Annotated in this window: 12 protein-coding genes and 2 pseudogenes; 9 read left to right on the top strand and 5 right to left on the bottom strand. The window is 67.9% G+C overall.

From position 1 onward, the window contains the following. Positions 1–157 precede the first annotated feature (157 nt). Positions 158–778: an OsmC family protein gene (locus ACP99_RS17095; RefSeq protein WP_197052503.1), complete on the bottom strand. Its 621-nt coding sequence runs from the start codon at positions 776–778 to the stop codon at positions 158–160. A gap of 217 nt (positions 779–995) precedes the next feature. Next, the gene (gene acs / locus ACP99_RS17100) at positions 996–2,978 is read right to left on the bottom strand and encodes an acetate--CoA ligase (protein ID WP_049987754.1); all 1,983 of its coding nucleotides are present in this window, start codon (positions 2,976–2,978) and stop codon (positions 996–998) included. A 170-nt stretch (positions 2,979–3,148) separates the two neighbouring features. Between acs and ACP99_RS17105 the strand changes: the two genes are divergently transcribed. The 4 genes and pseudogenes from ACP99_RS17105 to ACP99_RS17120 all read left to right on the top strand — a co-directional run bounded on the left by ACP99_RS17105 (position 3,149) and on the right by ACP99_RS17120 (position 7,492). Beyond that, positions 3,149–3,778 carry a nitrous oxide reductase accessory protein NosL gene (locus ACP99_RS17105; protein WP_049987755.1) on the top strand — a complete coding sequence of 210 codons (630 nt, stop codon included), beginning with the start codon at positions 3,149–3,151 and terminating at the stop codon, positions 3,776–3,778. Then, positions 3,778–5,761 (top strand): annotated as a pseudogene (locus tag ACP99_RS21445) (NosD domain-containing protein). The gene ACP99_RS17105 and the pseudogene ACP99_RS21445 overlap by 1 nt, the downstream one beginning before the upstream one ends. A gap of 89 nt (positions 5,762–5,850) precedes the next feature. Further along, a pseudogene (locus tag ACP99_RS21565) lies at positions 5,851–6,612 on the top strand (ABC transporter ATP-binding protein); the annotation flags it as partial. Beyond that, positions 6,605–7,492, top strand: a complete 888-nt coding sequence (locus ACP99_RS17120; RefSeq protein ID WP_156105792.1) for an ABC transporter permease — start codon at positions 6,605–6,607, stop codon at positions 7,490–7,492. The pseudogene ACP99_RS21565 and the gene ACP99_RS17120, both read left to right, overlap by 8 nt. Before the next feature lie 34 nt (positions 7,493–7,526). Here the strand turns inward: ACP99_RS17120 and ACP99_RS17125 are convergent, their stop codons facing one another. Next, entirely contained in the window at positions 7,527–8,171 is a 645-nt protein-coding gene (locus ACP99_RS17125) for an FAD-dependent oxidoreductase (protein WP_049987757.1), read from the bottom strand. Positions 8,172–8,425: 254 nt separating this feature from the next. Between ACP99_RS17125 and ACP99_RS17130 the strand changes: the two genes are divergently transcribed. From ACP99_RS17130 to ACP99_RS17150, 5 genes are all read left to right on the top strand, one after another. Continuing rightward, positions 8,426–10,180, top strand: a complete 1,755-nt coding sequence (locus tag ACP99_RS17130; protein ID WP_049987758.1) for a 2-oxoacid:acceptor oxidoreductase subunit alpha — start codon at positions 8,426–8,428, stop codon at positions 10,178–10,180. Continuing rightward, positions 10,177–11,040 carry a 2-oxoacid:ferredoxin oxidoreductase subunit beta gene (locus ACP99_RS17135; protein WP_049987759.1) on the top strand — a complete coding sequence of 288 codons (864 nt, stop codon included), beginning with the start codon at positions 10,177–10,179 and terminating at the stop codon, positions 11,038–11,040. The genes ACP99_RS17130 and ACP99_RS17135 overlap by 4 nt, the downstream gene beginning before the upstream one ends. Before the next feature lie 376 nt (positions 11,041–11,416). Next, entirely contained in the window at positions 11,417–12,652 is a 1,236-nt protein-coding gene (locus ACP99_RS17140; RefSeq protein ID WP_049987760.1) for a digeranylgeranylglycerophospholipid reductase, read from the top strand. A 52-nt stretch (positions 12,653–12,704) separates the two neighbouring features. After that, positions 12,705–13,529, top strand: a complete 825-nt coding sequence (locus ACP99_RS17145; RefSeq protein ID WP_049987761.1) for an aldo/keto reductase — start codon at positions 12,705–12,707, stop codon at positions 13,527–13,529. A 69-nt stretch (positions 13,530–13,598) separates the two neighbouring features. Further along, a complete protein-coding gene (locus tag ACP99_RS17150; protein WP_049987762.1) occupies positions 13,599–13,793 on the top strand; it encodes a DUF7333 family protein in 195 nt (64 codons plus the stop codon). A gap of 44 nt (positions 13,794–13,837) precedes the next feature. On the opposite strand, the gene ACP99_RS17155 is transcribed toward ACP99_RS17150, so the two are convergent. After that, on the bottom strand, positions 13,838–14,944 hold the full coding sequence (locus tag ACP99_RS17155) for a DUF373 family protein (protein WP_049987763.1): 1,107 nt from the start codon (positions 14,942–14,944) through the stop codon (positions 13,838–13,840). 53 nt (positions 14,945–14,997) lie between these two features. Beyond that, complete coding sequence (locus ACP99_RS17160; RefSeq protein ID WP_049987764.1) at positions 14,998–16,743, bottom strand: Rieske (2Fe-2S) protein; 1,746 nt, start codon at positions 16,741–16,743, stop codon at positions 14,998–15,000. Positions 16,744–16,835 lie beyond the last annotated feature (92 nt).

Below are 16,835 nucleotides of genomic sequence, written 5' to 3' on the forward strand. Positions count from 1 at the left end.
CTGTAGACCCACCTACCTTTTTCCACGGAGGGGTCCAGAGGACCCCTCCGCGCAAAAACCTAGAGGGAAAAATGCCGCTCGGCTCGCACAGCGAGCCTCGCGGTACAACTGTCGAGGGAGTCGGTGCGAAAAGAAATCCGCGACCCCGCCTGTTCGGTCAGTCGGTGGCCTCCGGAGCCGATCCGATCCTGACGACGGGGTCGAGATCGTGGGCGAACGTCAGCAGATTCCACACGGGCGAGCGCTTTGCGCCCGCAGCCAGAATGTCGGCGTCTTCCTCTGAGAGGCCCTCACCGTTGACGGCGATTTCGACGCGGATGTCGTCGAACGTCTCCTCGGACCTGTCGACGTCGTGGATCATCAGCACCACGCGCGGGTCGAAGTCCAGCCGAACGGTCGTTTCGAGGTCGTCCATCTCGATGTCGTTGGCCACGGCGGTGACGCCGACGGCGACGTTCAGACAGCCGGCGAGCGCCGCCAGCGCCACTTCGATCGGCTCCATCCGATCGGTCGGATCGACGAACCCCGACGCTTCCTCCATCTCCTTCCACGCGCCCAGCGGCAGCGTGTACTCGCGCGTCCCCCGGTTGATCACGTCCTCGCCGAGCCTGTACTCGTCGACTTTCGCCAGACTGTGAAAGAGTCGGTTCTCGTAGCGGGCACGAGCACCGAGTTCCATCTGGATGGCTTCCGGGTGCTCGGTCGCGTAGTCGACGAACTCGTGGAACTCGTCGATGTCTACACCTTGCGTTACCGTTCCTGTCGCTTGCGTTGCCATTGGTCCCTCCTCGCTGTAATCCATCGCAGAATCGCGCTGGCCCCATCGCGTCTCGTCTGTCCCCCATCTCGTCCCCCCGTCGGTACCTTCCGCTATGGATCGCTTCGAACTACGGCCGACTATGCAATTAACGTTCGTGAAAGAAACTTCTGTTTTAGTCGGCGTTGATTGCCGTATGCGGTGCTGTACCGCGAAATGGATGTGAGAGTCGTAGCGCTTACTCCTGCACTTTCCGCTGGATCTCCTCGACGATCTCGGGGTTCCGCAGCGTCGTCGTGTCCCCGAGTTCCTCGTCGTTGGCGATCTCTTCGAGGAGGCGGCGCATGATCTTCCCCGAGCGCGTCTTGGGAAGTTCGGGGGTGAAGATCACCTGCTCGGGGCGGGCGATCGGACCGATCGCGTCCTCGACGCCCGCGACGATTCGGTCGCTCATCTCGTCGGTGCCCTCGTAGCCGTCTTCGAGGATGACGTAGGCGTAGACGGCCTCGCCTTTCACCTCGTGGTCGCCGCCGACGACCGCGGCCTCGGCGACGCCCTCGACGCCGACGATGGCGGACTCGATCTCCATCGTCCCCAGCCGGTGCCCGGAGACGTTGAGCACGTCGTCGACGCGGCCGAGGATCGTGATGTAGCCGTCGTCATCGATCTTCGCGCCGTCCTCGGGGAAGTACACCCACTCGTCGGCGTCGGGATCGGAGTACTCCGACCAGTACTCCTCGATGAACCGCTCGTCGTTGTTGTACAGCGTCCGCAGCATTCCGGGCCAGGGCTTGTCGACCGTGAGGTAGCCCGCGCGTCCGGCGTCGACCTCCTCGCCGGCGGTGTCGACGACCTTCGCGTCGATCCCCGGCAGCGGCGGCCCCGCGGAGCCGGGTTTCATCGTCCCGACGCCCGGCAGCGTCGTCACCATCATTCCTCCCGTTTCGGTCTGCCACCACGTGTCGACGACCGGGCACTCCTCGTCGCCGATGTGCTTGTAGTACCACTTCCACGCGCGGGGGTTGATCGGTTCTCCCACCGTCCCGAGCAGGCGGAGACTGGAGAGGTCGTGCTCCTCGGGGAACCGCGAGCCCCACTTCATGAACGCGCGGATCGCCGTCGGGGCGGTGTAGAACACGTCGACGGCGTACTTCTCGACGATCTCCCAGAGGCGGTCCCGCTCGGGGTAGTCCGGCGTGCCCTCGTACATCACGGTCGTCGTGCCGAGCGCCAGCGGCCCGTAGACGATGTAGGAGTGTCCGGTGATCCAGCCGATGTCCGCGGAGCACCAGTAGGTGTCCTCGGGCTTCAGATCGAGAACCGAGTGCGACGTCCACGCCGTGTACGCGAGGTAGCCGCCGGTGGTGTGTTTGACGCCCTTCGGCTCGCCGGTCGTCCCCGATGTGTACATCAGGAACAGCATGTCCTCGGCGTCGCGCTCGACGGGGTCGACGCGGTCGCCCTGATGGTCGGCGAGCAGGTCGTCCCAGTCGTGCTGGTTGCCCTTCAGGTCGTGGCCGAAGCCGTCGTCGCCGAGCCGGTCGACGACGACCGTCGCGTCGATTCCGTGGTCGACGCCGTCGAGGCCCTCGTTGGCCTTCGCGAGGTGATCGAGCGGGTCGCCGCGGCGGTAGTAGCCGTCGCAGGTGACCAGGTACCGCGAGTCCGCCGAGTTCATCCGGGTCGCGAGCGCGTCCGCGGAGAAGCCCGCGAAGACGACGGAGTGCGGCGCGCCGATCCGAGCGCACGCGAGCATCGCGATCGGTAGCTCCGGCACCATCGGCATATACAGCGTGACGACATCGTCCTCCTCGACGCCGAGATCGCGGAGGCCCGCCGCGAACTCGTTGACCTCCCGGTAGAGGTCTTGGTAGGTATACGTTCGCGTGTCGCCGTGTTCGCCCTCCCACTTGATCGCGACGCGGTTCTTGTCGCCGTTCTCGACGTGGCGGTCGACGCAGTTGTACGAGGCGTTCAGCGTGCCGTCGGCGAACCACTCGTAGAACGGCCCCTCGGAGTCGTCGAGCACCTCGCTGTACTCGGTGTCCCAATCGAGGAGGTCGGCCGCGCGGGTCCACGCATTCGGCCAGTTCTCCTCGAACTCCTCGTAGATCGACTCGTCGGAGACGTTCGCCTGCTCGACGAACTCCTCGCTCGGCTCGAACGTTTCCTGTTCTACCAGGCGCGCTTCGAGTTCTCCATCGCCGTCTCCGTCGCTCATATTCGTTTATAGTATTCGAACACCGGGTCATAAATCTGTGCGACTCCTTCTCTCGGAGCCGCGATAATCGAACGACTGCGTAGGCCTCTCTCGGACGGCGCGTCCCGGGTCCTTCTCAGTTCGTAGGAACTGCCCGGAGCGCTTTTGCAGCCAGTTCCCTACTGATTCGTATGGACGATGAACGACTGGCAGGGGGTGGGGGACGGGCGGTGCCGGGATCGGTCCGTCGCCGTCAGTTCCTGCTCGCGGGAACGGGCGCATTCGCCGCCTCCCTCGGCGGCTGTCTCGGCGGTGACGGAAGCGGCGACGACGGCGCGGGCGAGGAGGCTCCAGCGGCGATCACCATTCCGGAGGGGGCCACCTGCGACGTCTGCGGGATGACGATCCGACAGCACCCCGGTCCGAGTGCGGAGATATTCTACGCGGACCACGAGCCCGAAGGCCACGAGAACCCGGCCCGCTTCGACAGCACGTGGGAGGCGTACCAGTACGAGTTCGAGCGGGACGGCGAGGGTTGGGAGGACGTCGCCTTCTACGTCACCGACTACTCGGCCGTCGACTACGAGACCTTCGAGGACGGCGGCGACACGCTGATCTCGCGGCACTACGAGGCGCCCTCGTTCGCGTCGGTGGCGGACGTGACGTTCGTCGCCGACTCGGAGGTGAAGGGCACGATGGGAAGGGACCTCATCGCGTTCGGCGAGGAGGCCGACGCCGAGGCGTTCCAGTCCGAGTGGGGCGGCTCGATCGTCGAGCACGACGGCGTCACCCCCGAGGTGATCGCCGGGCTCGGAATGTGATGGCGATCCTCTCGCCGACCGGGACCCAGTGGCTGACGGCGGCAGTGACCCTCTCGCTCGTCGCCGCGAGCCTCTCCTTCGCGCTGACGCCCGCCAGCGGCGAGTCGCTCCAGCCCGTCGACTTCGCCGACACCGTCGATATGGGCGGCACCGGCGTCGACGCCCGCCGCGCGGAGGCGGAGGGATTCGTCCTCCCGCGGGTCGAAGTATTCTACTCGGGCTACCGCTACGTCGTCGGCTACGTGGGCATCGAGACGGCCGTGGGCGAACTCGGCGATCCGAGCGCCCAGCGGCAGTTCGGCGACCCGCTCGCCGTCTACGTCTCGGACCTCTCGACCGTCTCGCCGACGCTGACCGAGGAGGGGTTCGTCACCCCCGAGCGCGGCCGCTCCGTCGGCTGGACGCCCGCCGACACGGCCTTCTACGTCGTCGGTAGCGAGGCGGCGATCCCGTCCGGCCCGGTCACCGTCGCGTTCTCCGAGCGCGCGGACGCCGAGGCGTTCGCCGACGCACACGGCGGCGAGGTGGTCGATTGGGGGACGCTGCAGTCCCGAGTGGGCGATCCGCTCCCGGCCCGGTTAGACGAGTTCGAGCGGTCCGTCGAAGCCCGTCACGCGTGGGCGAACGACACCGTCTCGACCGCCGAGCGGCTACGGGAGCGCCCGGTGAGCGTCGTCGTCGGTGCGGACGCCTCGGCCGTTCCCGACGATCGGAGACGCGCCGACGGCGTCGCGAGCGAGCCGACGGTCGCGGACGCCATCGACGCCGCGCCGCCGGACACGACGGTGTACCTCCCGGCAGGGACGTACGACGTCGACGAGGTCACGCTGAACCGCTCGATCACCCTCGCCGGCGCGGGCCCCGAGACCGTCCTGCGGGGCGACGGCAACCGGAGCGTCGTCTACGTCCGCGCGGACGCCGCCGCCGTCTCCGATCTCGGCGTCGCCGGCGTCGGCGACGTCGGGAGTCGGGGGCGCGACAGCAGAAACGACACGACCGACTGGGACACGACGGTGCAGTTGGCCTACGGCTACGGCGACGCCGGAATCGTCCTCGATGGCGCGGCGAACGCGGCGGTCTCGAACGTCGAGATCGACACGCCCGCGAGCGGCGTGATCGTCCGCGAGAGCCCCGACTCGGTGCTCCGTGGACTGACGGTCCGCGGAGCCGACACCGCCCGCGAGGGGTTCATGGGCGTCGTGCTCATCGGCGCGCCGAGCGCGGTCGAGGAGTCGACGTTCGTCGGCGGTCGCGACGGCGTCTACACCCACCGCGCGGACGGGAGCGTCGTGCGCGACAACCGCGCCGACCCCGGCCGCTACGGCGTCCACGAGATGTACACCTCCGAGTCGCTCGTCGCGAACAACACCGTCCGCGACGGGCAGGCGGGCGTCATCGTGATGACCCGACCCGTGGAGAACCTGATCGTCGGCAACGACGTCCGGGGGAACACCTACGGGGTCGTCCCGGCGGGCAGCGACTCCTACTACGCCCGGAACGTCGTCGTCGACAACGAGTACGGACTGCAGGTCGCCGCGACCGCAACGCCTTCGTCGACAACGTCGTCGTCGGCAACGGCGTCGGCGCGCGCGCAACGACATCCTCCCGTCGAACTGGGTACTCAGAAACGACTTCGTGGGCAACGAGCGGGCCGTCGAATCGCGGATCGGCCCGCTCCGGACGTGGTCTCACGGCGGCGTCGGCAACCACTGGGGCGCGCTGCCGATCGCCGACGGGGACGACGACGGCGTCTACGACCGGCCGTACCGGCCGACCGGGACGGTCGACTCGCGGATCGGGGCAGTCTCGGGCGCGACGACGCTCGCGCAGTCGCCCGCGGTCGCGACGCTGCGCCGCGTCCAGGACGCGGTCTCCGGCCTCCGACAGTCGGGCGTGGTCGACACCGACGCGCGGACGCGGCCGTTCCACTCCGAAACGACGGCGCGCCTCGCGAACGAGAGTACGGGAGGTGCGTCGGCGTGAGTGAGGAGTCGGCTTCGACTGCCTCGCCCGCCCTCAGCGCGCAGTCGCTCGCGCAGTCCTTCGGCGACGTGGACGTGCTCTCCGGAGTCTCGCTGTCGATCGACCGCGGGGAGGTCGCCGCCGTCGTCGGCCCGAACGGCTCCGGGAAGTCGACGCTGTTGCACGTGCTCGCGGGGATCGCCGCCCCCGAGTCCGGATCGGTGTCGGTCGGGTATCGACGCGGCGCGCGGAGCGTCGGCTACCTCCCCCAGCAGCCGGCGTTCCGGGCGGGGTTCACCGCGCGCGACACGCTCGACTTCTACGCGCAACTGCTGGAGGGCGTCGACGACGGGGACGTCGACGCGACGCTGGAGCGCGTCGGGCTCGCGGACGTCGCCGACCGCAACGTCGGCTCCCTCTCCGGCGGGATGACCCGGTTGCTCGGGCTCGGCGTGGCGATCCTCGGCGACCCGTCGGTTCTCGTCCTCGACGAACCCGGCAGCGGGCTCGATCCGGCGATGGTCGAACGCCTCTTCGGCGTCGTCGGCGACCTCGCGGCCGACGGGGCGGCGGTCGTCGTCGCCTCCCACGAACTCCCGGCGGTGCAAGCGCACGCAGACACGGTGTACGTCCTCGACGAGGGCGACTTCGTGGCGACGGGCTCGCCGGAGTCGCTGCTCGCGGAGACGGAGAGCGCGTCGCTGTCGGAGGCGTTCCTCGAACTGGTGGGGGCGCGGGCGGGCGAGTCCACCGTCCGCGCCGGTATCGGTCGCCGCTCGTCGGAGTCGGACCGAGAGGCGGACGAGACGCCCGCGGACGGCGACCGTGGAGACGACGCGGCAGCGGGGACGGAGGTGCCAGCCGATGAGTGAGTCTGACGTGACCGCCGACGCGAACGAGACCAGAAGAGCGCGCGTGAACGCCGTCGTGCAGGATCTGTTCGTCGTCGCGACCCGCGAGCTTCGGACGATCGTCAGGACGCCGGCGCTCGTGGCGCTGGCGGTCGCCTTCGCCGCGAGCGTCGTCGGCGTCGCGTGGGCCGGGACCGGCGGAGGTGGCGGGTTCGTCCCGCTGACGCTCGACCTGCTCACGTTCGTCGAGGTGCTGGTGCCGCTCCTGGCGGTCGCGTTCGGCTATCGATCGATCCTCGGGGACCGACAGACCGGGGAACTGGACGTGCTGCGGACCTTCGAGGTGTCGCGGTTCGCCTACGTCGGTGGCGTCTACCTCGGTCGGGCGCTCGCGCTCGTCTCGCTCGTCGTCGGAACGCTCCTCGCCGTGGGGCTCTTCGTCCCGTTCCTGACCGCCGACATCCCGACGTTCCTCGCGATCAACGCCGCCGCCGACTCGGGAGTGCGGTACGTCCGGTTCGTCGTGCTCTCGGCGGCGTTCACGCTGATCGTGTTGGCCGCGACGGTCGGCATCTCGGCGGCGACGCGGACCGTCCGGACCGCGTTCGCGCTGGCGACGGCGCTCGCGGTGGCGCTCGTCCTCGGGATCGACACGGCGCTCGTCGCGGGACTGGCCGGCGGCGCGCTCGCCGAGGACGGGCTCGCGTTCCTCTTGGCGCTCAGCCCCAACAGCGCGTTCCGCGGACTCGTGCTCTCCAGCGCGGTCGGCGTGGTCGGCGGCGCGGAGGTCGCCGCGGGCGAACCGCTCCTCAACGGCGTGGGACTCCTCGTCTGGTGGCTCGGGAGCCTCGCGGTCGCGGTCTGGCGGGTCTGGCCCGCGGTCGAGTCGGTCGAAGCGTGAGTTGTCGACGCGCTCGAGAAGTTAGTGACCGGACTTATCCGAAGTTCTCGATCTTGGCGTCGTCGAGGTCGACACCCGCCGCGTCGAGCGCGCTCACCGCGTCGTCGACGAAGCCCGCGAAGCCGTAGACGAACACCTGCTCGTCGGCGTCCCCAGAGAGGGCCGCGGCGACCGCGTCGTCGATGTCGCCGCTCTCGTCGACGACCGTGACCGACGCGCCCGACGCTCGCAGGGCGTCCAGTCGGTCCCCGTGAGCGGGGGCGTCGGTCCGGTAGACGATCGCCGCGTCGTTGCCGTCTGCGACGGCGGCCTCGGCGATACCGACCGCCGGACCGATGCCCGGACCGCCGGCGAGGACGACGACGCGGGACTCGCCCTCGTAGTAGCTCTCGCCGAACGGTCCCGAGATCTCGAGGTCGTCACCGGGGGCCAGGTCGAGCAGGAACTGACTGAACGGTCCGGCCTCCTCGGGGTCGACGCCGACGGTGACCTCGAAGGTGTCGTCGACGCCGGGCGAGGAGAGCGTGTAGAAGCGGGCGTAGCCCTCGCCGTCGATGGTGGCGGAGACCTTCACGAACTGTCCGGGCTCGGCGTCGAACTCGTCGGGCGACTCCAACTCGAGGGCGACCGTCTGCGGTCCGACGTCCCGGGCCGCGCTGACGGCGACTGTTGCGTCCATACGACCGGGTTCGCGTGCCGGCGAAAAGTCAGTTGCCTTCTGTCACCGAGACCGCGCTCACGGGGGTTTCGGACGGCTCGGTTCGGCTGTACGATTGCCCAATTATCGGCGCAATATTTGCGAAGCGGTAGGGGCGATCGCCGAATGATGGCGATTTGGGATCATATTCGTAAAGTTTCGTGCGGAGTATGTCACCCCTTTTTTCAAGGCCTTTCAGAAGGCTTTTCTTCGATCCAAGGGAATCCCTTAGTCACATGCCTGCGGACTTCAACTGGGCCATCGGCGGGGAAGCCGGCGATGGCATCGACTCGACGGGAAAAATATTCGCCCAGGCCCTCTCGAGAGCCGGGCGGCACGTGTTCACGTCGAAGGATTTCGCCTCACGAATCCGCGGCGGCTACACGGCGTACAAGGTCCGGACGGCGGTCGATCCGGTCCAGAGCGTCGTCGACCGCCTCGACGTCCTGATCGCGTTGACGCCACGGACGATCGAGGAGAACCTCGAAGAGCTCCACGACGGGTCGGTCATCATCTACGACGGCGACCGGACCACGATGGAGAACGTCGAGATCCCCGAGGGGATGATCGGACTCGACGTCCCCCTGAAACGGCTCGCCGAGGAGGCCGGCGGCGCGATTATGCGCAACGTCGTCGCCCTCGGCGCGGCCTGTGAGGTGTCTGACTTCCCGATCGAAAACCTCGACAGCGCCCTCGAAAAGCGGTTCGGCTCGAAGGGGCAGTCGCTCGTCGACAACAACAAGGAGGCCGCCCGCGCGGGGCAGGACTACGTCGCCGACGAGTACGACCACGAGTTCGACTACGAACTGGAGACGACCGACAACGACTACGTGCTGCTCAACGGCGACGAGGCCATCGGGATGGGCGCGATCGCCGCGGGCTGTAAGTTCTACGCCGGGTACCCGATCACGCCCGCGACGGACGTGATGGAGTATCTGACCGGACGGATCGAACAGTTCGGCGGGCACGTCGTGCAGGCCGAAGACGAGCTGTCGGCGATCAACATCGCGCTCGGCGCGGCGCGGGCCGGCGCGCGGTCGATGACCGCCACCTCCGGACCCGGGATCGACCTGATGTCCGAGACCTTCGGCCTCGTCGCGACCTCGGAGACCCCCCTCGTCATCGTCGACGTGATGCGTTCGGGCCCCTCGACGGGGATGCCGACCAAGCAGGAACAGGGCGATCTGAACATGATGCTGTACGGCGGCCACGGCGAGATCCCGCGGTTCGTGCTCGGCCCGACGACCATCTCCGAGTGCTTCTGGAAGACGGTCGAGGCGTTCAACCTCGCCGAGAAGTACCAGACGCCGGTGTACATCGCCGCCGACCTGGCGATGGCCGTCACCGAACAGACGTTCCCCCCGGAGGCCTTCGACATGGACGCGGTCGAGGTGGACAGAGGAAAGGTCGTCGACGAGGAGTCGATCGACGAGTGGCAGAACGAGAAGGGGCAGTTCAAGCCGCACGCGCTCACCGACGACGGGGTCTCCCCGCGGGCGTTCCCCGGCACCGACGGCGGCGTCCACATGTCGACGGGGCTCGAACACGACGAACTCGGACGTCGGACCGAAGACACCGAGATGCGCGTCGAGCAGGTCGACAAGCGCAACCGGAAGGTCGAGACCGCGCGGGAGCGAGAGGACTTCTCGCCGCGGGAGTTCGGCGACTCCGAGTCGGAGAACCTCGTCGTCTCGTGGGGCTCGAACGAGGGCGCGATGACCGAGGCGATCGAGTTCCTCGAGGAGGAGGGCATCGACGTGAAGTTCCTCTCGGTCCCGTACCTGTTCCCGCGACCTGACTTGACCGAGGAGGTCGAGGCCGCGGAGAACGTCGTCGTCGTCGAGTGTAACGCCACCGGTCAGTTCGCGGACGTCGTCGAACACGACACGCTCAGGCGGGTCGACCGCGTGAACAAGTACGACGGCGTGCGGTTCAAGGCCGACGAACTCGCAAGCGATATCAAAGCGGCGCTGCAGGAGGCAGACCAATGAGCTCGGACGTTCGATTCACGGACTTCAAATCAGACAAGCAACCGACGTGGTGTCCCGGCTGCGGCGACTTCGGGACGATGAACGGGATGATGAAGGCGCTCGCGAACACGGGCAACGACCCCGACAACACGTTCATCGTGGCCGGAATCGGCTGTTCCGGCAAGATCGGGACGTACATGCGCTCGTACGCGCTCCACGGCGTCCACGGTCGCGCGCTGCCGGTCGGTACCGGCGTCAAACTCGCGAACCCCGACCTCGAAGTGATGGTCGCCGGCGGCGACGGCGACGGCTACTCGATCGGCGCGGGCCACTTCGTCCACGCCGTCCGTCGCAACGTCGACATGACGTACGTCGTGATGGACAACCGGATCTACGGACTCACGAAGGGGCAGGCCTCGCCGACCTCGCGGATGGACTTCGAGACGTCGACGACGCCCGAAGGTCCCCAGCAGCCCCCGGTCAACCCGATGGCGCTCGCGCTCGCGTCGGGCGCGACGTTCATCGCGCAGTCGTTCTCGACGGACGCCCAGCGGCACGCCGAGATCGTGCAGGAGGCCATCGAGCACGACGGCTTCGGCTTCGTGAACGTCTTCAGCCCCTGCGTCACCTTCAACGACGTCGACACCTACGACTACTTCCGCGACAACCTCGTCGACGTCGCCGAGGAGGGCCACGACCCGACCGACTACGACGCGGCCAAAGAGAAGATCCTCGACGCCAGCAAGGAGTATCAGGGCGTCATCTGGCAGTCCGAGAAGTCGATCCCCTACGGCGAGAAGCACGGCCTCGACACCGACATGTCCGAGATCGACGAGGGCGCGCCCGAGGGCGCGATGGACCTCGTCCGCGAGTTCTACTGACGGACCTTTTTACTTCGGCGGGTTTCCGCGCTCGCTTCGCTCGCTGCGGGAACCCGCCTCGCAAAAATCTCCACCAAAAACACCCGTTCGCTCACTCCGCTCGCTCACGGTGAACGGCGCGCTGCGCGCGCCGATCCTCCTCTCCCCGCAGTAGGCCGTTCGTCTTCCGTTGGATTCCGCCCTCTCGCGGGCGTCAGGAACGTTCCGGCGTGTTTTTACGCGCGCCCCGATTTACCACGAGTGACAATGCCCGCTGACGCCGCGACGGCCGCTCGAAGTCGCCGCCGAGCTGGACGACACCTCCAGCGCGGCGTCCGCGGGACCACCGCACCGGCACATCGGTGCGCGCAGCCAACGCACACTACTGGGATACGCTATGTCTGAGAACTACGACGTCGTCATCGCCGGCGCGGGCCCGGCCGGAGCACAGTGCGCGAGAGACCTCGCGCAGCGCGAGTACGACGTGCTCGTGCTGGAAGCCGAACCCGAAGCGCAGTTCCCGCGGCAGTCGAACAAGTCCACGGCGGGGACGTTCGCGTCGATGACGGGGGCGTTCGGGATCCCCGACGACGTCGTGATGCACTACACCGACGAGGTCGTCCTCGAGTCCCCCAACGAGCACTTCGTCCAACACCAGCCCGGCGCGGTCCTCGAATTCGCGGACTTCAAACGGTGGCTGGTCGCGGAGGGGCGCGAACACGGCGCGGAGTACCGCTTCGACGCCCGCGTGAACAACCCGATTACGGAAAACGGCGAGGTCGTCGGCGTCCGGTACGCGGGCGACGAGGAGGTCTACGGCGACATCGTCGTGGACGCCACGGGTCCGGCAGCGCCGCTCGCGAAGAAGCTCGGCGTCTGCGACCTCAAGCGGGAGAACCAGGCGGTCGGCATCGAGTGGGAGATGGAGGGCGTCGAACTCGACCACCCAGACTTCGCGGACCTCTCGGAGGCGATGATGCTGCGTCTCGACCACCGGTACGCGCCCGGGGGCTACTCGTGGATCTTCCACACGGGCGGCGACACCGCGAAGGTCGGCCTGTGTTACATCCAGAACGAGAGCTACCAGCGGTACGGCGACACCTCCAAGAGCATCGACGACCACCTCACCCACTGGCTGGAGACCGACCCCCGGTTCGCGAACGCCGAGCGCATCGCGGACAAACAACAGCACCGCGGCAGCGCGCACATCCAGATGCCGGCCGATCTCAGCACGGACAACTTCATGGCGATCGGGGACACCGTGCCGACCATCGACCCGCTGTGGGGCGAGGGCATCCACAAGTGTATGGAGTCCGCGCGCGCCGCTGCCATCACGGCGGATCGCTGCCTGATGGGCTCGGAGCGGGACACGTCCGCGGACGCGATGGCCATCTACGACGACCTCTGGCACGCCCGCGTCGCGCCGGACATGCGGACCCGGCTGACGATGACCCAGTTGCTCTACCTCGCGCCGAACGAGCGCTACGACCGCCTGATGGACGACCTGAACAGGATGGACGTCGACACGCTCAGCGACGCCAACGACGGCAGCATCCGCGGCCTCTCGAAGCTCGTCCACCTCGACGACCTCCCGCTGCTCGCCCGCTTCGCGAAACAGCGCCTCACCGAGTGAGTCGGCGGCCCGTTTCCAAACCCCTAACCGAGCGGCGACCCTCTCTTCGCGTATGAACCAACACGAGCAGCGACGCGCACCGCTCGCGAACGGGATGCCGATGCTCGGCCTCGGAACGTGGCAGAACGACGACCCCGAGGCGTGTGCGGCCGCCGTCGAGACCGCGCTCGAAGCGGGATACCGCCACATCGACACCGCGCAGGCGTACGGCAACGAGGAGAGCGTCGGGCGCGGGATCGAACGCGCCGACGTCGACCGCGAGGACGTCTTCCTCGCGACGAAAGTGTGGATCGACAACCTCGCGTACGACGACGTGCTGTCGACGACTCAGGAGAGTCTCGACAAACTGGGCGTCGACGCGGTCGACCTGCTGTACGTTCACTGGCCCTCGCGCTCGTACGACCCCGAGGGGACGTTCCGCGCGTTCGACGAACTCGTCGACGCCGGAAAGGTAGACAGAATCGGCATCAGCAACTTCCTCCCCGAACAGGTCGACGAGGCGATCGAACGCGCCGACGCGCCGATCTTCGCGAACCAAGTCGAGATGCACCCGCTGCTCCGGCAGGAGGAGCTGCGCGAGCACTGCGCCGACCGCGACGTCGAACTCGTCGCGTACTCGCCGCTGGCTCGGGGGGAGGTCTTCGACGTGCCTGAGCTGACCGAGATCGCCGAGAAGCACGACGCCAGCGAGGCGCAGGTGTCGCTCGCGTGGCTCCGCGAGAAGGGCGTGACCGCCATCCCGAAAGCGTCGAGCGAGGCACACATCCTCGACAACTGGCGCTCGCTGGACCTCGAGCTCGACGACGACGACGTCGCCGCAATCGATGCGATCGACCGGACCGACCGGCAGATCGATCCGAGTTTCGCGCCGTGGTAACGCGTAGCTGAGCGCGACCGTGGTAACCGGGGGAACCGATTTGTCTCCGCGATCCCTAGGGGGTCGCGTATGGAGTTCGACCTCCCGACGACGGCCGGACTGCTCGTCCTGTTAGTCGCGCTCGGAACGGGCGTCCTGGTCGCTGCGGGCGTGATGGCGACGAGTACCGTGCTGATGATGGTGACGCCCGCGATGCTCGTGTTCGGCGTGATCTGTCTGGCGCTCGGTGTCAAACACGGCGAGTATCGCGCTCGGGAATCGTAGGCGCGTTCACGGACTCTTCGCCGTCGAGTGCCGCTGGCGAGCGTTCACTGCGCGACGTCGTCGATCGTCTCGCCGCTGACGCTCGCGGCGACGCGCACGCCGACGACGCTGACGACGATCCCGGTGACGATGAACGCGGCGAGCCGCTGCTGGGGGGTGACGACGAATTCCCACAGGCGCGGGTCCGCGAGGACGCCCTCCCGCTGGAGGAACCACCCCGCGAAGCCGCGGACGACGAGTCCGAGGGCGACGACGCCGAACGGGAGGTTCAGGTACGGCGTGCTGACGCCGTCGCTGCCGATGAGTTCGTCGAGTAGCCGTCCGGCGCTGGCGGTGAGCGCGGCGAGGGCGAGCCACGGAACGGCGCTGTAGGTGAACTGCATCGTCTGGACCACCACGGATTCGGGGTCCGGCTGCGGCGTCACGGCGAGGGCGCCGAGGAAGATGCCGACGAGTCCCAAGCCGAGACTGACGGCGTAGGTGACGACGGAGACGCGCCCGGAGTACAGCGCCGCCCGAACGCGCTCGGGGACTTCCGAGATGAGTTCGTCGATCGCGAGCCCCTTGTACAGCAACACCGCGCCCAAAAGCGCCGCGAGGCTCGCCAGCGCGACCGTCGGCGAGAACTGCGAGAGGAGGATCGGCAGCAACAGCAGCGTCGCGCCGAGCGGGACGAGGACGGTCGTCCGAAGCTCCTCGTCGGCGAGGAACTGCTTGAGGAGGTAGTACGTCGACTCGATGTCGTGGGCCTGCCGGACGACGACCCGGTCGACCGAGTCGATCCGGACGCGGCTCTCGACGACGGGGACGACCCGCTCGTCGTTCGCGGAGTCGAGGACGACGATCGCCGAGTCGGGGTCGTAGGTGTCGACGAGGGAGTCGACCTGCGCCGAGAGCGAGCGATCGGCCCCGACGAGGGAGTCGGTACCGCCGGAGACGACGGCGACGACCGTCTCCTCGCGCTCGTCTCGGAGGTCGCGGGCGACCCGCAGCGCCTCCAACAGGCAGTTGACGCTCGAGTCCTCCGGATCCGCGAGGCCGACGTCGGTGACGAGCGACCGCACGGCCTCCCAGCCGACGATCGGCATCTCAAGCCCCGCGGTCCGACCGATGTCGTTCGAGCGGTCGACGCAGAGGACGAGCGTTGTCACAGTCGTGCGAACGGTTGACTCGGTTAAAGAAGTCTCGGTCACTCGCTCTCCGGTTACTCCTCGTGGATCTGTTCCCCCCGGTTGAGCCGCTCGGCGATGCGGAACGTCTGTTCGCCGGCTCGCCGGGTCGGCGTGTGCGCGGCGAGGAACCGCGCCGCGGCGACGAGATGGATTCGGGCACGCGCTCCGTCGTCGGCTTCGTACTGGGCGAACGCCGCTTCGAGGTTCTGTCGGGGGTGGAATCCGACGTCTTCTCGAAGGAGCACCGCACCGAGTTCGCGCTTCAATGTCGACGCATCCCCGCCGGCGGCGAGGTACTCGGCGGTGAGTCGGCCGGCCCGGTTGACCTCCTCGTCGGATTCGACCTCGAAACACGCGAGTAGTCCGTCCAAGAGCTCACCGGGATTACCGTCGCCGTCCGGGTCGGGAAGCGGGGCCGGCGGCGTGTTGAGGAACCGGTCGAGGTAGACGGACATCGCGGCGTCGAAGACCCCGCGATACGCCTCCGGGGCGTCAGTCCGCCGGCCGAGTCCGTAGACCGCGTTCGCGTAGGTGTAGGTGTGGTGGACGGTGTTCCAGTCGCGGAACTCGTTGCTCGTGCCGAAGTGAGCGATGCGGCGTCCGGCCGCGTGAGCGACGAGGCGCGCGAGGGCCTCGACGCTCGCCCCCTCGGCGACGGCCGTCGTCAGCGCGTCGATGATCTCGTGGGGATCGTCCCCCAAGAGGACGTCGAGAACGCCGTCCGGTTCGGTCCACGTCTTCTCCGCGCCCGCCTCGACCAACTCGGGAAGCTCCTCCCCGGCGTCGTAACAGAGGCCAGCGACGTCGATCGGTTGCCGCCACGAGGAGTTCTCTTCGGCCCGGTCGGCGGCCGCGAGTCCGGGAACGAGGCTCGGAAGCACTTCGTCGGCGTGTTCCCAGCCGACGTGGTCGAGCGCCTCGAACGCCTTGTTGACGAAGTCGAGTCGATGCCCGGAGTCGAGATAGCGGTGATCGGTAGCGGCGGCGACGAGCATTCCCGCGAGGGCCGACTCGTCGGCGTCCGCCGCGATCGCCGCGCGGAGCACGCGTTCGGCCCCGTCGGAGTCGCGGACCTCGATGTTCTCTCGGAACCACTCCGCGAGTCGCTCGGTGGCGACGTCGTCGGTCGAGAGCGCCTCCTGAACGAAGAACGGCGGTTCGCCGGAACATTCGTCGGCGACCTCCGTGAGCCCCACGTAGAGCGCGCGGCGTCGGTCCTCGGGGCGGAGGTCCGCGAGGAGATTCGCCATCGCGACCATCGTCGTGAGCCCGCGCCCCCAGCCGTCGTCGCGGTAGCGTGTGCCGAACTCGATTCCGACTCGAACCGGCTCCGTGTACGACACCCCGGCGTCGTCGAGTCCGATGACCGACTTCGCCGTGATCAGGTCGATGCTCTCCCGGAGGCTGTGATCGAGTCGGTCGCGCCAGTGTTCCTCGGGCGAGCGGTCGCGAGCGGGATTCGGATCGACGTACACGTCGCCCTCTCGAACCGCGACTGGATAGGTCCGGACGTCGTCGGCGAACGGGTCGAACGTGTCGCCGCAAGAGAGCTCGAACCGCGCGTGATGCCACGGGCACGTGAGTACCCCGTCGTCGACGGATCCCTCCGTGAGCGGAAAGCCCATGTGCGGACACCGGTTGTCGGTGGCGTAGAACTCCCCTTCGTGGTAGAAGAGGCCGATGACGCGGCCGTCGACACGAATCGTCTGTGGGCTGTTCGTCTTCGCCTCGTCGACGGTCGTTGCTCGAACGTAGGGGTCGTCTGATTCAGTCGACATAGTGCGGAATCCGACGGTGTCACATCCGTTTGGTGGCGGTCCGGTCGGACCCTCCTCGAACTACGACGCCGGTCGGGTTTACACTATCGGCG

This window comes from Halobellus rufus (genome assembly GCF_000739575.1).
In the GTDB taxonomy this organism is placed as follows: Archaea; Halobacteriota; Halobacteria; order Halobacteriales; family Haloferacaceae; genus Haloquadratum; species Haloquadratum rufum.